The 14,649-nt window shown below is 69.9% G+C and carries 14 protein-coding genes and 1 pseudogene; 11 read left to right on the top strand and 4 right to left on the bottom strand.

Features of this window, described 5'->3' with window-relative positions:
- Positions 1-109 precede the first annotated feature (109 nt).
- The 5 genes from atpA to DY245_RS03610 all read left to right on the top strand — a co-directional run bounded on the left by atpA (position 110) and on the right by DY245_RS03610 (position 5,168).
- Positions 110-1,702 carry a F0F1 ATP synthase subunit alpha gene (gene atpA / locus DY245_RS03630; RefSeq protein ID WP_128503400.1) on the top strand — a complete coding sequence of 531 codons (1,593 nt, stop codon included), beginning with the start codon at positions 110-112 and terminating at the stop codon, positions 1,700-1,702.
- Between the two features lie 20 nt (positions 1,703-1,722).
- The gene (locus DY245_RS03625) at positions 1,723-2,646 is read left to right on the top strand and encodes a F0F1 ATP synthase subunit gamma (RefSeq protein WP_128503398.1); all 924 of its coding nucleotides are present in this window, start codon (positions 1,723-1,725) and stop codon (positions 2,644-2,646) included.
- Positions 2,646-4,088 (top strand): F0F1 ATP synthase subunit beta, encoded by a 1,443-nt coding sequence (gene atpD, locus DY245_RS03620; protein ID WP_128503396.1) that lies wholly within the window; start codon positions 2,646-2,648, stop codon positions 4,086-4,088. Before DY245_RS03625 ends, atpD begins: the two co-directional genes overlap by 1 nt.
- 108 nt (positions 4,089-4,196) lie before the next feature.
- Positions 4,197-4,580: a F0F1 ATP synthase subunit epsilon gene (locus DY245_RS03615; RefSeq protein WP_018087383.1), complete on the top strand. Its 384-nt coding sequence runs from the start codon at positions 4,197-4,199 to the stop codon at positions 4,578-4,580.
- 144 nt (positions 4,581-4,724) lie between these two features.
- Entirely contained in the window at positions 4,725-5,168 is a 444-nt protein-coding gene (locus DY245_RS03610) for a DUF2550 domain-containing protein (RefSeq protein ID WP_128503394.1), read from the top strand.
- A gap of 80 nt (positions 5,169-5,248) precedes the next feature.
- Here DY245_RS03610 and DY245_RS03605 read toward each other — a convergent pair whose 3' ends face one another.
- Together DY245_RS03605 and DY245_RS03600 are read right to left on the bottom strand one after the other, a co-directional pair.
- Positions 5,249-5,941: a response regulator gene (locus DY245_RS03605; protein ID WP_128503392.1), complete on the bottom strand. Its 693-nt coding sequence runs from the start codon at positions 5,939-5,941 to the stop codon at positions 5,249-5,251.
- The gene (locus DY245_RS03600) at positions 5,938-7,170 is read right to left on the bottom strand and encodes a sensor histidine kinase (RefSeq protein ID WP_128503390.1); all 1,233 of its coding nucleotides are present in this window, start codon (positions 7,168-7,170) and stop codon (positions 5,938-5,940) included. The genes DY245_RS03605 and DY245_RS03600 overlap by 4 nt, the downstream gene beginning before the upstream one ends.
- Before the next feature lie 174 nt (positions 7,171-7,344).
- Here DY245_RS03600 and DY245_RS03595 point away from each other — a divergent pair, with 174 nt between their 5' ends.
- Complete coding sequence (locus DY245_RS03595) at positions 7,345-7,926, top strand: hypothetical protein (protein ID WP_128503388.1); 582 nt, start codon at positions 7,345-7,347, stop codon at positions 7,924-7,926.
- Positions 7,927-7,941: 15 nt separating this feature from the next.
- Here DY245_RS03595 and DY245_RS03590 read toward each other — a convergent pair whose 3' ends face one another.
- Both DY245_RS03590 and DY245_RS03585 read right to left on the bottom strand, forming a co-directional pair.
- Positions 7,942-8,514 (bottom strand): cob(I)yrinic acid a,c-diamide adenosyltransferase, encoded by a 573-nt coding sequence (locus tag DY245_RS03590; protein ID WP_128503386.1) that lies wholly within the window; start codon positions 8,512-8,514, stop codon positions 7,942-7,944.
- Between the two features lie 10 nt (positions 8,515-8,524).
- Positions 8,525-8,923, bottom strand: a pseudogene (locus DY245_RS03585) (ABC transporter permease); the annotation flags it as partial.
- A 15-nt stretch (positions 8,924-8,938) separates the two neighbouring features.
- Between DY245_RS03585 and DY245_RS03580 the strand changes: the two are divergent.
- The 5 genes from DY245_RS03580 to DY245_RS03560 all read left to right on the top strand — a co-directional run.
- Entirely contained in the window at positions 8,939-10,270 is a 1,332-nt protein-coding gene (locus DY245_RS03580; protein ID WP_181923503.1) for an RNA-guided endonuclease InsQ/TnpB family protein, read from the top strand.
- Between the two features lie 6 nt (positions 10,271-10,276).
- Positions 10,277-10,810: a TetR/AcrR family transcriptional regulator gene (locus DY245_RS03575; protein ID WP_244942809.1), complete on the top strand. Its 534-nt coding sequence runs from the start codon at positions 10,277-10,279 to the stop codon at positions 10,808-10,810.
- 221 nt (positions 10,811-11,031) lie between these two features.
- Positions 11,032-11,880 (top strand): 3-hydroxyacyl-CoA dehydrogenase family protein, encoded by an 849-nt coding sequence (locus DY245_RS03570; protein WP_128503382.1) that lies wholly within the window; start codon positions 11,032-11,034, stop codon positions 11,878-11,880.
- 159 nt (positions 11,881-12,039) lie between these two features.
- Positions 12,040-12,363, top strand: a complete 324-nt coding sequence (locus DY245_RS03565; RefSeq protein ID WP_128503380.1) for an STAS domain-containing protein — start codon at positions 12,040-12,042, stop codon at positions 12,361-12,363.
- 373 nt (positions 12,364-12,736) lie between these two features.
- Positions 12,737-14,649 (top strand): P-loop NTPase family protein (locus DY245_RS03560; RefSeq protein ID WP_147318322.1); only part of this gene is annotated, 1,913 nt, incomplete at its 3' end.

Genomic DNA, 14,649 nt, shown 5'->3' with positions numbered 1-14,649 from the left:
ACATGCATGACGGCGGCCCGAGTTGGGCCGTAAGCGGAAACCCCCTGGGGGACAGCCCCCAGACCCCCGCAAGTAACTTCGGGCCCAACAAGGAGAGCAGGGAACCCAGATGGCGGAGCTCACGATCCGGCCGGAGGAGATCCGGGACGCGCTGGAGAACTTCGTCCAGGCGTACAAGCCGGACGCGGCCTCGCGCGAGGAGGTCGGCACGGTAAGCGAGGCCGGAGACGGCATCGCGAAGGTCGAGGGCCTTCCCTCGGCGATGGCGAACGAGCTGCTGAAGTTCGAGGACGGCACGCTCGGTCTTGCGCTGAACCTGGAAGAGCGCGAGATCGGTGCGGTTGTCCTCGGTGAGTTCAGCGGCATCGAGGAGGGCCAGCCGGTGCAGCGCACCGGTGAGGTGCTCTCGGTCGCCGTGGGCGAGGGCTACCTCGGCCGCGTTGTCGACCCGCTGGGCAACCCGATCGACGGCCTCGGCGAGATCGAGTCCGAGGGCCGCCGCGCCCTGGAGCTGCAGGCTCCGGGCGTCATGGTCCGTAAGTCGGTGCACGAGCCGATGGAGACCGGCTACAAGGCCGTCGACTCGATGGTGCCGATCGGCCGTGGCCAGCGTCAGCTGATCATCGGTGACCGCCAGACCGGCAAGACCGCCCTGGCCGTCGACACGATCATCAACCAGCGCGACAACTGGCGCACCGGCGACCCCAAGAAGCAGGTCCGCTGCATCTACGTCGCCATCGGCCAGAAGGGCTCCACCATCGCGTCCGTGCGCGGTGCGCTGGAGGAGGCCGGTGCCCTGGAGTACACCACCATCGTCGCCGCCCCGGCGTCCGACCCGGCGGGCTTCAAGTACCTGGCGCCCTACACCGGCTCGGCCATCGGCCAGCACTGGATGTACCAGGGCAAGCACGTCCTGATCATCTTCGATGACCTCTCGAAGCAGGCCGACGCCTACCGCGCCGTGTCCCTGCTGCTGCGCCGTCCGCCGGGCCGTGAGGCCTACCCGGGCGACGTCTTCTACCTGCACTCGCGTCTGCTGGAGCGCTGCGCCAAGCTCTCCGACGAGATGGGCGCCGGCTCGATGACCGGTCTGCCGATCGTCGAGACCAAGGCGAACGACGTGTCGGCGTTCATTCCGACCAACGTCATCTCCATCACCGACGGCCAGTGCTTCCTGGAGTCCGACCTGTTCAACGCGGGCCAGCGCCCGGCGCTGAACGTCGGTATCTCCGTCTCCCGTGTCGGTGGCTCCGCCCAGCACAAGGCCATGCGCCAGGTGTCCGGCCGCCTCCGTGTGGACCTCGCCCAGTACCGCGAGCTGGAGGCGTTCGCCGCCTTCGGTTCCGACCTGGACGCGGCCTCCAAGGCGCAGCTGGAGCGCGGTAAGCGCATGACCGAGCTGCTCAAGCAGGGTCAGTACGCCCCGTACGCCACCGAGGACCAGGTCGTTTCCATCTGGGCCGGCACCAACGGCAAGATGGATGACGTCCCGGTCGAGGACATCCGCCGCTTCGAGCGGGAGCTCCTGGACCACCTCCACCGGGAGAAGAAGGACCTGCTGACCAGCATCCGCGAGGGCGCCAAGATGTCCGACGACACCATCGGTGCGATCGCCGAGGCCGTCGAAGGCTTCAAGCGGCAGTTCGAGACCTCGGACGGCAAGCTGCTCGGCGAGGACGCCCCGGCCGGCACCAGCAAGTGACGACGGAAGGGACCTGATCCATGGGAGCCAAGCTCCGGGTCTACAAGCGTCGCATCCGCTCCGTCACCGCGACCAAGAAGATCACCAAGGCGATGGAGATGATCGCCGCCTCGCGCGTCGTCAAGGCGCAGCGCCAGGTGGCGGCGTCGACGCCGTACGCGAGTGAACTGACCCGCGCGGTGACAGCGGTTGCCACGGGCTCGAACACCCAGCACCCGCTGACGACGGAGGCGGAGAAGCCCTCGCGGGCCGCGCTGCTGCTCATCACGAGCGACCGCGGTCTGGCCGGCGGCTACTCCTCCAATGTCATCAAGGCCGCGGAGCAGCTCACCGAGCGGCTCAAGGCCGAGGGCAAGGAGGTCGACGCCTACATCGTCGGGCGCAAGGGTGTGTCGTACTACAGCTTCCGCGAGCGCAAGGTCGTGGAGTCGTGGACCGGCTTCACCGACAACCCGACGTACGCGGACGCCAAGGCGATCGCCGCACCGCTGATCGACGCTGTCCAGCAGGACACCGCCGAGGGCGGCGTGGACGAACTCCACATCGTCTACACCGAGTTCATCTCGATGATGACGCAGACGGCGCTGGACGACCGCCTGCTGCCGCTCAGCCTCGACAAGACGGTGGCGGAGACGGCTGCGGAGTCCAAGGGCGAGATCCTTCCGCTGTTCGACTTCGAGCCGTCGGCCGAGGACGTCCTCGACGCCCTGCTTCCGCGGTATGTCGAGTCGCGGATCTACAACGCGCTCCTGCAGGCCGCCGCCTCCAAGCACGCCGCCACGCGTCGTGCGATGAAGTCGGCGACCGACAACGCAGAAGACCTCATCAAGTCGCTCTCGCGGCTTGCCAATGCGGCCCGACAGGCCGAAATCACCCAGGAAATCAGCGAGATCGTCGGTGGCGCCAGCGCCCTGGCCGACGCGACCGCGGGGAGTGACAAGTAATGACGACCACTGTTGAGACGGCCGCCGCCACGGGCCGCGTCGCCCGGGTCATCGGCCCGGTCGTCGACGTGGAGTTCCCCGTCGACGCGATGCCGGAGATCTACAACGCGCTGACCGTCGAGGTCGCCGACCCGGCCGAGGCCGGGGTCAAGAAGATCCTGACCCTTGAGGTTGCCCAGCACCTGGGCGAGGGCCTGATCCGTGCGATCTCGATGCAGCCCACCGACGGTCTGGTCCGCCAGGCCGCGGTGACCAACACGGGCGCCGGGATCACCGTCCCGGTCGGCGATGTCACCAAGGGCAAGGTGTTCAACACCCTCGGCGAGATCCTGAACAAGCCCGAGGCCGAGTCGGAGATCACCGAGCGCTGGCCGATCCACCGCAAGGCTCCGTCCTTCGACCAGCTCGAGTCCAAGACCGAGATGTTCGAGACCGGCGTCAAGGTCATCGACCTGCTGACCCCGTACGTCAAGGGCGGCAAGATCGGTCTGTTCGGTGGTGCCGGTGTCGGCAAGACCGTTCTGATCCAGGAAATGATCTACCGCGTGGCCAACAACCACGACGGTGTGTCGGTGTTCGCCGGTGTCGGTGAGCGCACCCGTGAGGGCAACGACCTCATCGAGGAGATGACGGACTCCGGCGTCATCGACAAGACCGCACTGGTCTTCGGTCAGATGGACGAGCCCCCGGGCACCCGTCTGCGCGTCGCCCTGGCCGGTCTGACCATGGCGGAGTACTTCCGCGATGTGCAGAAGCAGGACGTGCTCTTCTTCATCGACAACATCTTCCGCTACACCCAGGCGGGTTCCGAGGTCTCCACGCTGCTCGGCCGTATGCCGTCCGCGGTGGGTTACCAGCCGAACCTGGCGGACGAGATGGGTCTGCTGCAGGAGCGCATCACCTCGACCCGCGGTCACTCGATCACCTCGATGCAGGCGATCTACGTCCCCGCGGACGACCTGACCGACCCGGCGCCGGCCACCACCTTCGCCCACCTGGACGCGACGACCGTTCTGTCGCGCCCGATCTCGGAGAAGGGCATCTACCCGGCGGTCGACCCGCTGGACTCGACGTCCCGGATCCTGGACCCCCGCTACATCACGCAGGAGCACTACGACTGCGCCTCGCGCGTCAAGACGATCCTGCAGAAGTACAAGGACCTCCAGGACATCATCGCGATTCTGGGTATCGACGAGCTCGGCGAGGAGGACAAGCTCACTGTCCACCGCGCCCGTCGTATCGAGCGGTTCCTGTCGCAGAACACCCACGTGGCGAAGCAGTTCACCGGTGTCGACGGCTCGGACGTCTCGCTCGACGAGTCGATCACCGCGTTCAACGCGATCGCGGACGGTGACTACGACCACTTCCCCGAGCAGGCGTTCTTCATGTGCGGTGGCATCGAGGACCTGAAGGCCAATGCCAAGGAGCTGGGCGTCTCCTGACCCCGGCACCGGTCCCGGGGGCGGCCCTGGCCGCCCCCGGCCCGTACGACCACTAGTATTTGACCCAACATCTGCCACGCCAGGCAGGTGGAGACCCGAGGAGCCATCGTGGCTGAGCTGCACGTCGAGTTGGTCGCCGCGGACCGTCAGGTCTGGTCCGGCGAGGCCAGCCTGGTCGTCGCGCGCACCTCGTCGGGCGACATCGGCGTCATGCCCGGACATCAGCCGCTGCTCGGCGTGCTGCAGTCGGGCCCGGTGACGATTCGTACGACCGGCGAGAGCGGGGACGGCACCGTCGTCGCCGCTGTGCACGGCGGCTTCATCTCCTTCGCCGACAACAAGCTGTCTCTGCTCGCGGAGATCGCGGAACTGTCGGACGAGATCGATGTCCAGCGCGCGGAGCGGGCCCTGGAGCGAGCGAAGTCGGACGCTGACGCGGCCGCCGAGCGTCGCGCCGATGTCCGGCTGCGTGCGGTGACGGGCGTTCACTGAGCCCCGTCGCCGACGAGATCGATCCTCAGCCGCGGGCTGCCCGGAATTCTCCGGAGCGGCCCGCGGCTGAGGCAATGCAGGTGCGTTTCCCTCCCCCGGACCCCGTCCGGGGGCACCCCCATCGAGGCGAGGAGGTCGGTCGAGATGGTCCTCGCTCTGCTTGTGAGCGGCGCGGTCGTGGTACTGGTGCTGCTGGGACTGTTCGTCTTCGGACTGAGAAGGCGGCTCATCCAGCGGTCCGGCGGCACGTTCGACTGCAGCCTGCGCTGGAACGTGCCGGAGAACGAGACCGGCGGCAAGGGCTGGATCTACGGTGTGGCGCGCTACAACGGCGACCGGATCGAATGGTTCCGGGTGTTCTCGTACGCGCCCCGGCCACGCCGCCTCCTGGAGCGCTCCGCCATCGAGGTCCTGGAGCGCCGCACCCCCCAGGGTGAGGAAGAGCTGGCACTGCTCTCCGACTCCATCGTGCTGGCCTGCCGGCACCGCGGCACCCGCCTGGAACTGGCGATGAGCGAGGACGCCCTCACCGGCTTCCTGGCCTGGCTGGAGGCGGCGCCGCCCGGCCAGAGAGTCAATGTGGCATAGGCAGGGGTTCTCGTTGGGTGGGAGTGTCCCCCGGACGGAGTCCGGGGGAGCGACGAACGTGGCCTGACGGCGCGCGTCCGCTAGGGGCTGTCCACCCCCAACTCCTGCGCCAGCACTGCCGCTTGGACCCGGCTGCGCAGATCCAGCTTCGCCAGAAGCCGGCTGACATGCGTTTTGACGGTGGCCTCCGCCATCGCCAGCCGTAACGCGATATCGGCGTTGGACAGCCCCCGCCCCAGACACCCCAGCACTTCCCGCTCGCGCGGCGTCAGCGCGTCCAGGACCGCCGGATCCGGCGCCTCGCCGTCCCGGGCCGGGCGCCGCCGCGCCGTACGGGGGCTGGCGAACTCCGCGATCAGCCGCCGGGTCACCGCCGGCGCGATCAGCCCCTCGCCGGACGCCACCGTGCGCACCGCGGTCAGCAGGGCGGCCGCATCACTGTCCTTGAGCAGGAAGCCCGCGGCCCCCGCGCGCAGCGCCCCGAAGACATATTCGTCCAGGTCGAAGGTGGTCAGCACCAGCACATCCGCGAGCTTTTCGGCGACCACCTGCCGGGTGGCGGACACCCCGTCGAGCCGGGGCATCTGGATGTCCATGAGGACGAGGGCGGGGCGCAGCTCGCGGGCGAGCCGTACCGCCTCCTCGCCGTCCTCGGCCTCCCCGACGACCTCGATGTCGGGGGCGGAGCGCAGGATGAGCACCAGCCCGGCCCGTACGGCGGACTGGTCCTCGGCGACGAGAACCCGGATCGGCTGCGCGTCGGCGCCTGTCATCGTTGTTCTTCCTCCTCGGCGGCGGGCACCACTGCCCGCACCAGCCAGACTCTGCCGGCCGGCCCGCTCTCCGGGCCGGCCTCGAATGCTCCGCCCAGCAGGGCGATCCGCTCGCGCATCCCGACCAGTCCGGTACCGGAGCCGGGTGCACGGGGACCCGGCCGGTCGGCGAACGGGCTGCGCACGGCGACGGTGAGCGCCCCGCCGCGCTCGCGGGCGATCCGCACCCGTACCTCGCCGGGCGCGGCATGCTTGAGCGCGTTGGTCAGTGACTCCTGGACGATGCGGTACGCGGCCAGTTCGACCGCCGCCAATGTCCGCCCGGCTCCCTGGCCGTCCGGGCTCCGGGCGTCGTCCAGCACAAAGGTCAGCCCGCTGGACGTACCGTTCGCACGGGCCTGGGTGATCAGCGCGTCCAGCCCGTCGAGTGTGGGGGTCGCGGCGGGCTCCTCCGCGGTTTCGGTCGTCTTCGGGTCCCGCAACAGCCCGATGAGACGACGCATTTCGGCCAGACCTTGCACGCTGTTCTCGCGGATCACCCCGAGCGCCTCGCGGGTCGCCGACGGGTCGTCGATGGACTGCGCGGCGGTGGAGTGGATCGCGATGGCGGACAGATGGTTGGCGACCATGTCGTGCAGTTCACGTGCCATCCGCGCCCGCTCGCCCGCCACCGCCTGCGTCCGGTCCCGCTCCGCCAGCAGCGCGATCCGCTCGGCCCGCAGCCGGGCGGACTGGGCGGCGTCGCGGTGATTGCGGGTGATGATGCCGGTCCAGGCGGGCGCGATGGTGACCAGCGCGATGCCGATGACGGCCATCACGACCTGCGGGTCCTGCCACAGCGCGGTCAGCGCGATGGCCGCCAGCACCGTCACCAGCACGGAGTGCAGCGGGATCCGGCGGGCCGCGCTCGCCGGGCCGTAGAGCACCGCCGCATAGACCACGTCCGTGAACATCAGGACGGTGGCGACCAGCGCGCCGGTGCAGATGTCCAGCACCAGCGCCGGTACCGCGATGGCCAGCGCCGTCATCGGGGCCGTACGGCGCAGCAGCTCGGCCGCCGACATCGCGGTGAGTGCGACCAGGGTGAGTGATGTCGGCAGCCCCAGGCGCGCCGGACCGCCGTGCAGATTCATCGCCCAGAGCAGCAGCCCGCCGAGCAGCCCGCCGCCCGCGATGAGCACATCGAGTCGGTGCGGCCGGCCGACGGCGGCGAGGGATCTGGCGGTCACCCCTCCATCAAACACGGCGCCGGGGCCCGCTGCCTCCACGTCCGCGTCATCCGTGCACTTCGCGCGCTACATCGAAAGATGCAGTCCGGGATCATCGTGTGCGACGACGTACCGGGCGCCGGCCGCTGGGAGGCTTGAGGTGTTCGGTCGGAGAGCCCCCGAGAGGAGACTGCCGTGGTCGTCGTGTTGATCATCGCTTGCGAGGTCGGCTTCTGGGTGCTGCTGGTCGCCGGCCTGGCGCTGCGGTACCTGGCACGGATGCCGCGCACCGGAGCGATGCTGCTCCTGATGGAGCCGCTGCTGGAGTTGATCCTGCTGGTCGTGACCGCGATCGACCTGAAGAACGGGGCCGCGGCGGACTGGAAACACGGCCTGGCCGCCGTCTACATCGGCTTCACGGTCGCCTACGGCCACTACACGATCAAGTGGGTCGACGGGCACTTCGCCCACCGCTTCGCGGGCGGCCCGCCGCCGGTCAAGCTCTACGGCCTGGCCCGCGCCGCGCACGAGGGCAAGGTGTGGCTGCGCACGGTGCTGATGGCCGTGGTCGCGTGCGCGCTGCTGCAGGTCGCGATCTGGTACGTCGGCGACGGCGGCGACACCAAGTCGCTGCACGAATGGCAGGGCACCGCGCTGAAGATCGTCAGCATCCACGCCGTGATCGCGCTGACCTACTTGATCTGGCAGAAGAAGGACCCGGGCCGGACCACCGCCACCGAGGAAGCGGCCCGGCCCCAGGAAAAGACGCTGCGCTAGCGGTCCGGCAGCCGGTCAGCGCTCGCCGCCCGGCACCCACAGCACGTCTCCGACCTCCTTGTTGGCCGTACGGGCCAGGATGAACAGGAGGTCGGACAGGCGGTTGAGGTAGGTGGCGGTGAGGGGGTTCATCGTCTCGCCGTGTTCCTCGAAAGCCGCCCAGGTGGAGCGCTCGGCGCGGCGGACGACCGTGCACGCCTGGTGCAGCAGGGCCGCACCGGGCGTACCGCCGGGGAGGATGAAGCTGCGCAGCTTCTCCAGCTCCTCCAGGAAGCGGTCGCAGTCGGCCTCCAGCTTGTCGATATAGCTCTGCTCGACGCGCAGCGGCGGGAATTCGGGGTTCTCCACCACCGGCGTCGACAGGTCCGCGCCGACGTCGAAGAGGTCGTTCTGCACCCGCAGCAGCACCGCGGCGACCTCCTCGGACAGCGAACCGAGTGCCAGCGCCACGCCGATCGCCGCATTGGCCTCGTTGGCGTCCGCGTATGCCGAGATCCGGGAATCGGTCTTGGCGGTACGGCTCATATCGCCCAGGGCGGTGGTGCCCTTGTCGCCGGTGCGGGTGTAGATGCGCGTCAGATTCACCATGTGGGCGAGCCTACGCCGCGGACCTGCGGAAGGCCCGGGTGCAGAAGGTCACGGACAATACGGCGAAGGCGGCTGCCACCAGGACGCCGTAGAGCAGCGCCGAGGAGGCGTAGGAGCCGACGAACGCCGCCCGCACCGCGTCCACGAGATAGCGGAACGGCATGAAGTGCGAGAGCACATCGAGCCACGCGGGCCCCAGCGTCATCGGCAGCATCAGCCCGGACAGCAGCATCGAGGGCATGGTGACGGCATTGATGACCGGCCCGATCTCTTGGGCGGCGAGCGTGTCACTCGTTCGAGGTTCGTTTGAGCGAATGCGGGGAGTAGGGGGCACCGAGGTTGCAAGCTGTGTCACATGGGGGACGGAGAGCAGAGGCGACCACGGCGCACCAAGCAGACCGCCGGGCAGTCCGGAGTACGCCGCATGGTGAAGCTGCGGTTGTACCCGACGCCTGAGCAGGAGCTGGTTCTTGCCGGTCAGGGACACGCCGCTCGGACGCTCTGGAATCTGCTGCACGAGTGGTACACGTTCCACGCCCCACAGCGGTGGCCGTCGATTGCTGAGGCGGATGAGGCCATCCGCCAGGCGCGGCGTGAGATCGACTGGCTCTCCGCCCTGCCTGCCCAGACGTGTCAACAGGTGCTGAAGCTGTACGTCCAGGCGTGGCAGGCCGCTCGCAGGGGCGCCCGTCGCCGTCCGCACTTCCACTCGCGTGCCCGAACGCGGTTGTCGATCGACGTGCCCCAGGCAGGCGCGATGAAGATTGCGCGTCTGAACCGCAGATGGGGCGAGGCCAGCCTTCCATTGGTCGGGCGGGTGCGTTTTCGGTATTCACGCGAGTTGCCGGGGCTCGGCGACCAGGCCCCGGTCGGCAGGGTCACCGGAGGGCGGTTGGTACGGGAGACGGAAGGCTGGTATGCAGCCTTCCGCTGCGCGTTCCAACGAGAAAACCCCGCGCCGGGGTCTCACCCCGGGCCTGCGGTAGGGCTGGACCGAGGCGTAGCGGTGCCACTCGCTACCTCGGACCCCGGCAGGCCGTTTGTTAGTCACGGGCCGTGGTTGCACCCGAAGGAAAGGGAGCGCCTGCGCCGCCTGGAGCGCAAGGCCGCCCGTCAGCGGCGGTCGGCTCAGCGAGGCCAACCGGCATCGAGCCGGCTGCAACGTACGTACGCGCATATTGCGGAGCTGCGCGGCCGGGAGAAGCGACGCAGGGCGGACTGGCACCACAAGGTGACCACGGAGCTTGCTGCTCGCTACGGCTTGGTCGGCGTCGAGCAGTTGAATGTCCGCGCGATGACTGCCTCCCCTCGCGGCAGTGCCGACCGGCCGAGCAGACGTGTGGCGCAGAAGACCGGCTTGAACCGGGCGATTCTCAGCGAAGGGTGGTCACGCGTCCTCGCACTGTTGGATTACAAAGCTGTTGAGCGCGGTGGTGTCGTCGTGCCGGTGCCAGCCAGGAACACCTCGCTGAGATGTTCCGCCTGCGGGCACGTGGATGCGAAGAATCGCAAGAGCCAAGCGGTCTTCGAGTGCACGAATCCCGAATGCGGCTATGGACCGGTGAACACCGATGTGAACTCCGCGTACAACATCAAGACCGATGCCATCCATACCTACGAGTGGCCGCGTGGACTGGCATGCTTGACTGCCCTGGGGAGCAGGGTGGACGGACGCAGCGTCCCCGCCTGGCGGAGACGCAGGCCGCGGCGTTGGCTGCAGCCGAATCGTCAACCGAATCGCGTGGTAACCGCATGAATGGCGATGCGCGAGGGAAGCCCAGGCGGCAATCCTGGGAGACTTCACAACTACTTCCCGTCCAAGGAGGACCTCTTCCTGGACCGGAGCAAGGGGCTGGTCGACCGGCTGTCCCGTTTCGTACGGGCCCGGGCCGCGGGGGAGTCGGCCGCCGCCGCCGTACTGCGCGAGCTGCGCGAGGAGGTGGAGAGCGTCTCGCCCAAGGTCGGGCTGATCGAGGGGTTCGACCGCTTCATGAAGGTGGTGCACGGCACGGCCGCCCTCCAGGCCCGCCTGTGGTACGTGCAGCGGGAGCAGTTCGACAACCTGGAGGCCACCCTCAGACGGGAGACCGGCGCCGCGGACGACGACCCGATGCCCGGCCTGATGGCCGGCCAGATCGGCTGGGTGCACGAGACCTTGATGGCCGCCATCGCCCACGAGATGATCGCCGGCCGCAAGCCCTCCGTCGTCTCCCGTGAGGCCCTCGTCCTGCTGGACGAGATGGAGGAGCTGCTGAGTGAAAAGGTCCTCAACTACGCCCCACGCGCGGCCGACTGACGGCGGGCTGTCCGGATCGCGCCCCACGGGGCGCACCCCTTCAATGTGATGTCCGTCATGAAAAATTGGCGCTGCGGCCCGAAGGGCCTCGTTGAGGGGCGGTGGTCGGGTGACGGGCGGGCGTGACGCGCATCTCTTACCCACCAAAGGATCGCTTACGACCGCTAACGTCACCCCAAGACCGACAGGCTTTCAAATGCACAGGGTGTGAGGGGACAGCAGTGGCAAAGAAGCTCGCCGTCATCGGCGCCGGACTCATGGGGTCCGGTATCGCGCAGGTCTCCGCCCAGGCGGGCTGGGACGTGGTCCTCCGCGATGTGACGGACGGGGCGCTGGCCCGCGGCAAGGGCGGCATCGAGGCCTCGTACGAGAAGTTCGTCGCCAAGGGGAAGCTGGCGGCCTCCGACGCCGAGCAGGCGCTGGCTCGCATCACCACCACGACCGACCTGGAAGCCACCGCCGACGCCGATATCGTCGTCGAGGCCGTCTTCGAGCGGATCGACGTCAAGCGCGAGATCTTCCAGACGCTGGACAAGCTCGTCAAGGACGAGGCGGTGCTGGCCTCCAACACCTCCGCGATCCCGATCACCAAGATCGCCGCGGCCACCTCCCGCCCCGAGCGGGTCGTCGGTACGCACTTCTTCTCGCCGGTGCCGATGATGCAGCTGTGCGAGCTGGTCCGCGGCTACAAGACCAGCGACGAAACCCTCGCCACCGCCCGGGAATTCGCCGAGTCGGTCGGCAAGACCTGTGTCGTCGTCAACCGCGATGTGGCCGGCTTTGTCACCACCCGTCTGATCTCGGCGCTGGTCGTCGAGGCCGCCAAGCTCTACGAGTCCGGCGTGGCCAGCGCCGAGGACATCGACACCGCCTGCAAGCTGGGCTTCGGTCATGCGATGGGGCCGCTGGCCACCGCCGACCTGACGGGCATCGACATCCTGCTGCACGCCACCGACAACATCTACACCGAGTCCCAGGACGAGAAGTTCGCACCGCCGGAGATCATGCGCCGAATGGTCGATGCGGGCGATATCGGCCGCAAGAGTGGGCAGGGCTTCTACGAGCACTGATGCCGCGTCAGGGCCCCCGTCAGGATCAGGGGCCCGATGGTGTCACCCTCCGGGGTGAATTCGGTATCGGTTCGCTTACAGGCGGCAACTTCGCCGCATGAGAGGCAGTCAGTTCTGTAGACGTCCAGACATCACCACCCATGACACCGGGGAGCGCATATGCACATCAGGGGCGACCACGCCGAGCTGGTCGTCGAGGGCCGCCTCGACGTCCGCAGCGCGGCGGACGCCCGTACGGCCCTGCACACCGCCGTCGACTCCGGTCGGGGCGATCTGGTGCTGGACCTGACCGAGCTGGATTCCTGGGACGCCACCGGCCTCGGCGTGATCATGGGCGCGCACCGCCGCGCGGGCCGGGTGGGCCGCAGGCTGGTGCTGCGCGGAGTGCCGCCCCAGATGCAGCGCCTGCTGGTCGCCACCCGGCTGCACCGCATCCTCGCCATCGAGGGCGGCATCGAAGCGGAATCGCTTCCTCGGGTGTGAGACACGGGCGCGGCCGCCCGACGGCCGCGCCCGGGACGTCCCCCGGGCGAACAGGACCGCACGGCAAAGCGCGACGAAACATCCACGGTCTGCCGACGGAAGTGTCGTCAACCGCGCGATACCGGCCAATCCCGGAAGTTACGGTCAGGACCGGCCCCCGGCGGTGCAACGTTTTGCTCGCCAGGTCTAAGGTTCGGTTCCCGCCGTATGCCATCATCCGCGACGGGCACCGGACCGGACGCGACAGCTGAGGACGACTGCCGGAGCCGGCGGGGTGCGGACGGCCGGAAGCGCAGTCGGCACGCCGCTCCGCCTCCTGGGCAAGGACGCGTGGCGGAGGCGGAGTGGAACGAAGCATCTGGGAGCTTGCAGCATGGACCCGAACACTCACCGGGGACCTGAGGAGTACGGCGAGCAGGACCACCCTGCCGAACCGCCGGCCCCCGCGTTCGGCGGCGCGCAGGGCGGCTCCGGAGGGCTCGCCCGCGTCGTCCGGCTCGTCTCGGGCCATTACCTCGTCACCGTCAACCCCGTCGACGGCAGCGAGATAGAACCCTGCCCGCCCGGAGAGCGCCCCGCGGCGCCCGGCAAACTCGACCCGCAGGAGCGCGCCGCGGCCGCCCGTGCCGCAGCGCCCCCGCTGCCCCCGGGACCGCCCGGATTCGCCGGGCACGAGACCGTACTCGAAGAGCGCACCGAGGACACCGAACGCCTGGTACGGCTGCTCTCCCGCGGCCGCTCCGTACGCGTCACCGGGCCCTCCGGCTCCGGCCGCACCCGGCTGCTGGACGCCGTCGCCACCGCCTGCGCCGACCTCGCCCCCGACGGCGTGGTCCGGCTCTCCGGCTACCACCGCACCGCCACCGACCTGCTGTACGCGCTGTTCGCCGCCGTCCACCGGGCCCCGCAGCACCGCCCGGAGCGGCCCGAACTGCTGCGCATGGTCGCCGAGATCGGCGCGATCGTCGTCCTGGACGACCTGGAGTTCGGCGGCTCCGCGCTCGACGAGCTGCTCGACGCCACCCCCGAATGCGCCTTCCTGCTCGCCGCCACCCCCGACGTCGCGGCCCCCAGCGCCGCCTCGCACCTCGAAGAGGTCTTCCTCGGCGGGATCGGCCGCGACGCCTGCGTACGGCTGCTGGAGCGCGCCGTGGACCGGCCGCTCACCGACGACGAGCAGGCCTGGGCCGCCGACCTGTGGTTCGAGTCCGAGGGGCTGCCGCTGCGGTTCGTCCAGGCCGCCGCCCTGCTGCGGCAGCGCGACCGGATGAGCTCCGCGCCGGGCGCCCTCGACGACGGCTACGGACTGTTCCCCGAGAAGACACCGGAGGACGACGCCGCCGCGGAGCCCGGCGAGCGCCCCGACGTGCCGCTGCCCTCCCTCGGCGAGGCCGCCGCCCCCGCCCCGCTGCTCGCCTCGCGGCTGAGCGCCGCCGCCCGGGAGTCGCTGCGCTTCGCCGTCGCGCTCGGCGGCGAGCTGCCGCACCAGGCGCATCTGCCGGCCCTCACCGAGGACACCCACGCCGACGCCGCCCTCGGCGCGCTGCTGGCCTGCGGCCTGATCACCCCGGTCGGCGGCCACTACCGGCTCGCCGCCACCGTCCAGGACCAGCTCACGGCGGCCGGCTACGCCGAAGGCGCCGCCACCCGCGCGCACACCGCCGCCCAGCACTACGCCTGGTGGGCCGGACACCCCTCGGTCACCCCCGAGCGGGCCGCCGCCGAGTCCGATGTCGCGCTGGCCGCGATGGGCGTGCTCACCGGCAGCCGGGAGAGCGGACACGCCAGCGCGGCCGTGCTGCTCGCCCGTACGGCCGCCCCCGCCTTCGCCGCGGCGCTGCACTGGAGCGCCTGGGAGCGCAGCCTGCGGCACGGCCAGGAGGCCGCGCGGCTGGCCGGTGAGGTCGCCGAAGAGGCCTACTTCCACCACGAGCTGGGCGTGCTGGCGCTGTGCACCGGCAGCCTCGACCGGGCGCGCGCCGAGCTGGAGGCGTCCATCGGGCTGCGCGGGGTGCTCTCCGACCGCAACGGCGCGGTGGCGGGACGCCGGGCCCTGGCGCTGGTCACCGACCGTTCGCGGGCCGCTTCGGCGGCCACCACGGCCGTCCCCCAGGCCGCCGCGGGAGCGCCGCAGCCGGTCGGGCCGAAGACCCCGGCCGCCGGCTCGCCCGACGCCGTATCGACCGCCAAGCTGCGGGTGCCGCGCGCCGAGGAGACCGCGGCGACGGTCGCCGCACGGAACGCCGCCGGCACCGCCGCATCGACCGCCGCCACCAAGGCCGTCCC

It is taken from the genome of Streptomyces inhibens (assembly GCF_003389455.1).
In the GTDB taxonomy this organism is placed as follows: Bacteria; Actinomycetota; Actinomycetes; order Streptomycetales; family Streptomycetaceae; genus Streptomyces; species Streptomyces inhibens.
Note: the sequence above shows the minus strand (reverse complement) of the source record. Positions and strands in the feature narration are given on the sequence as shown.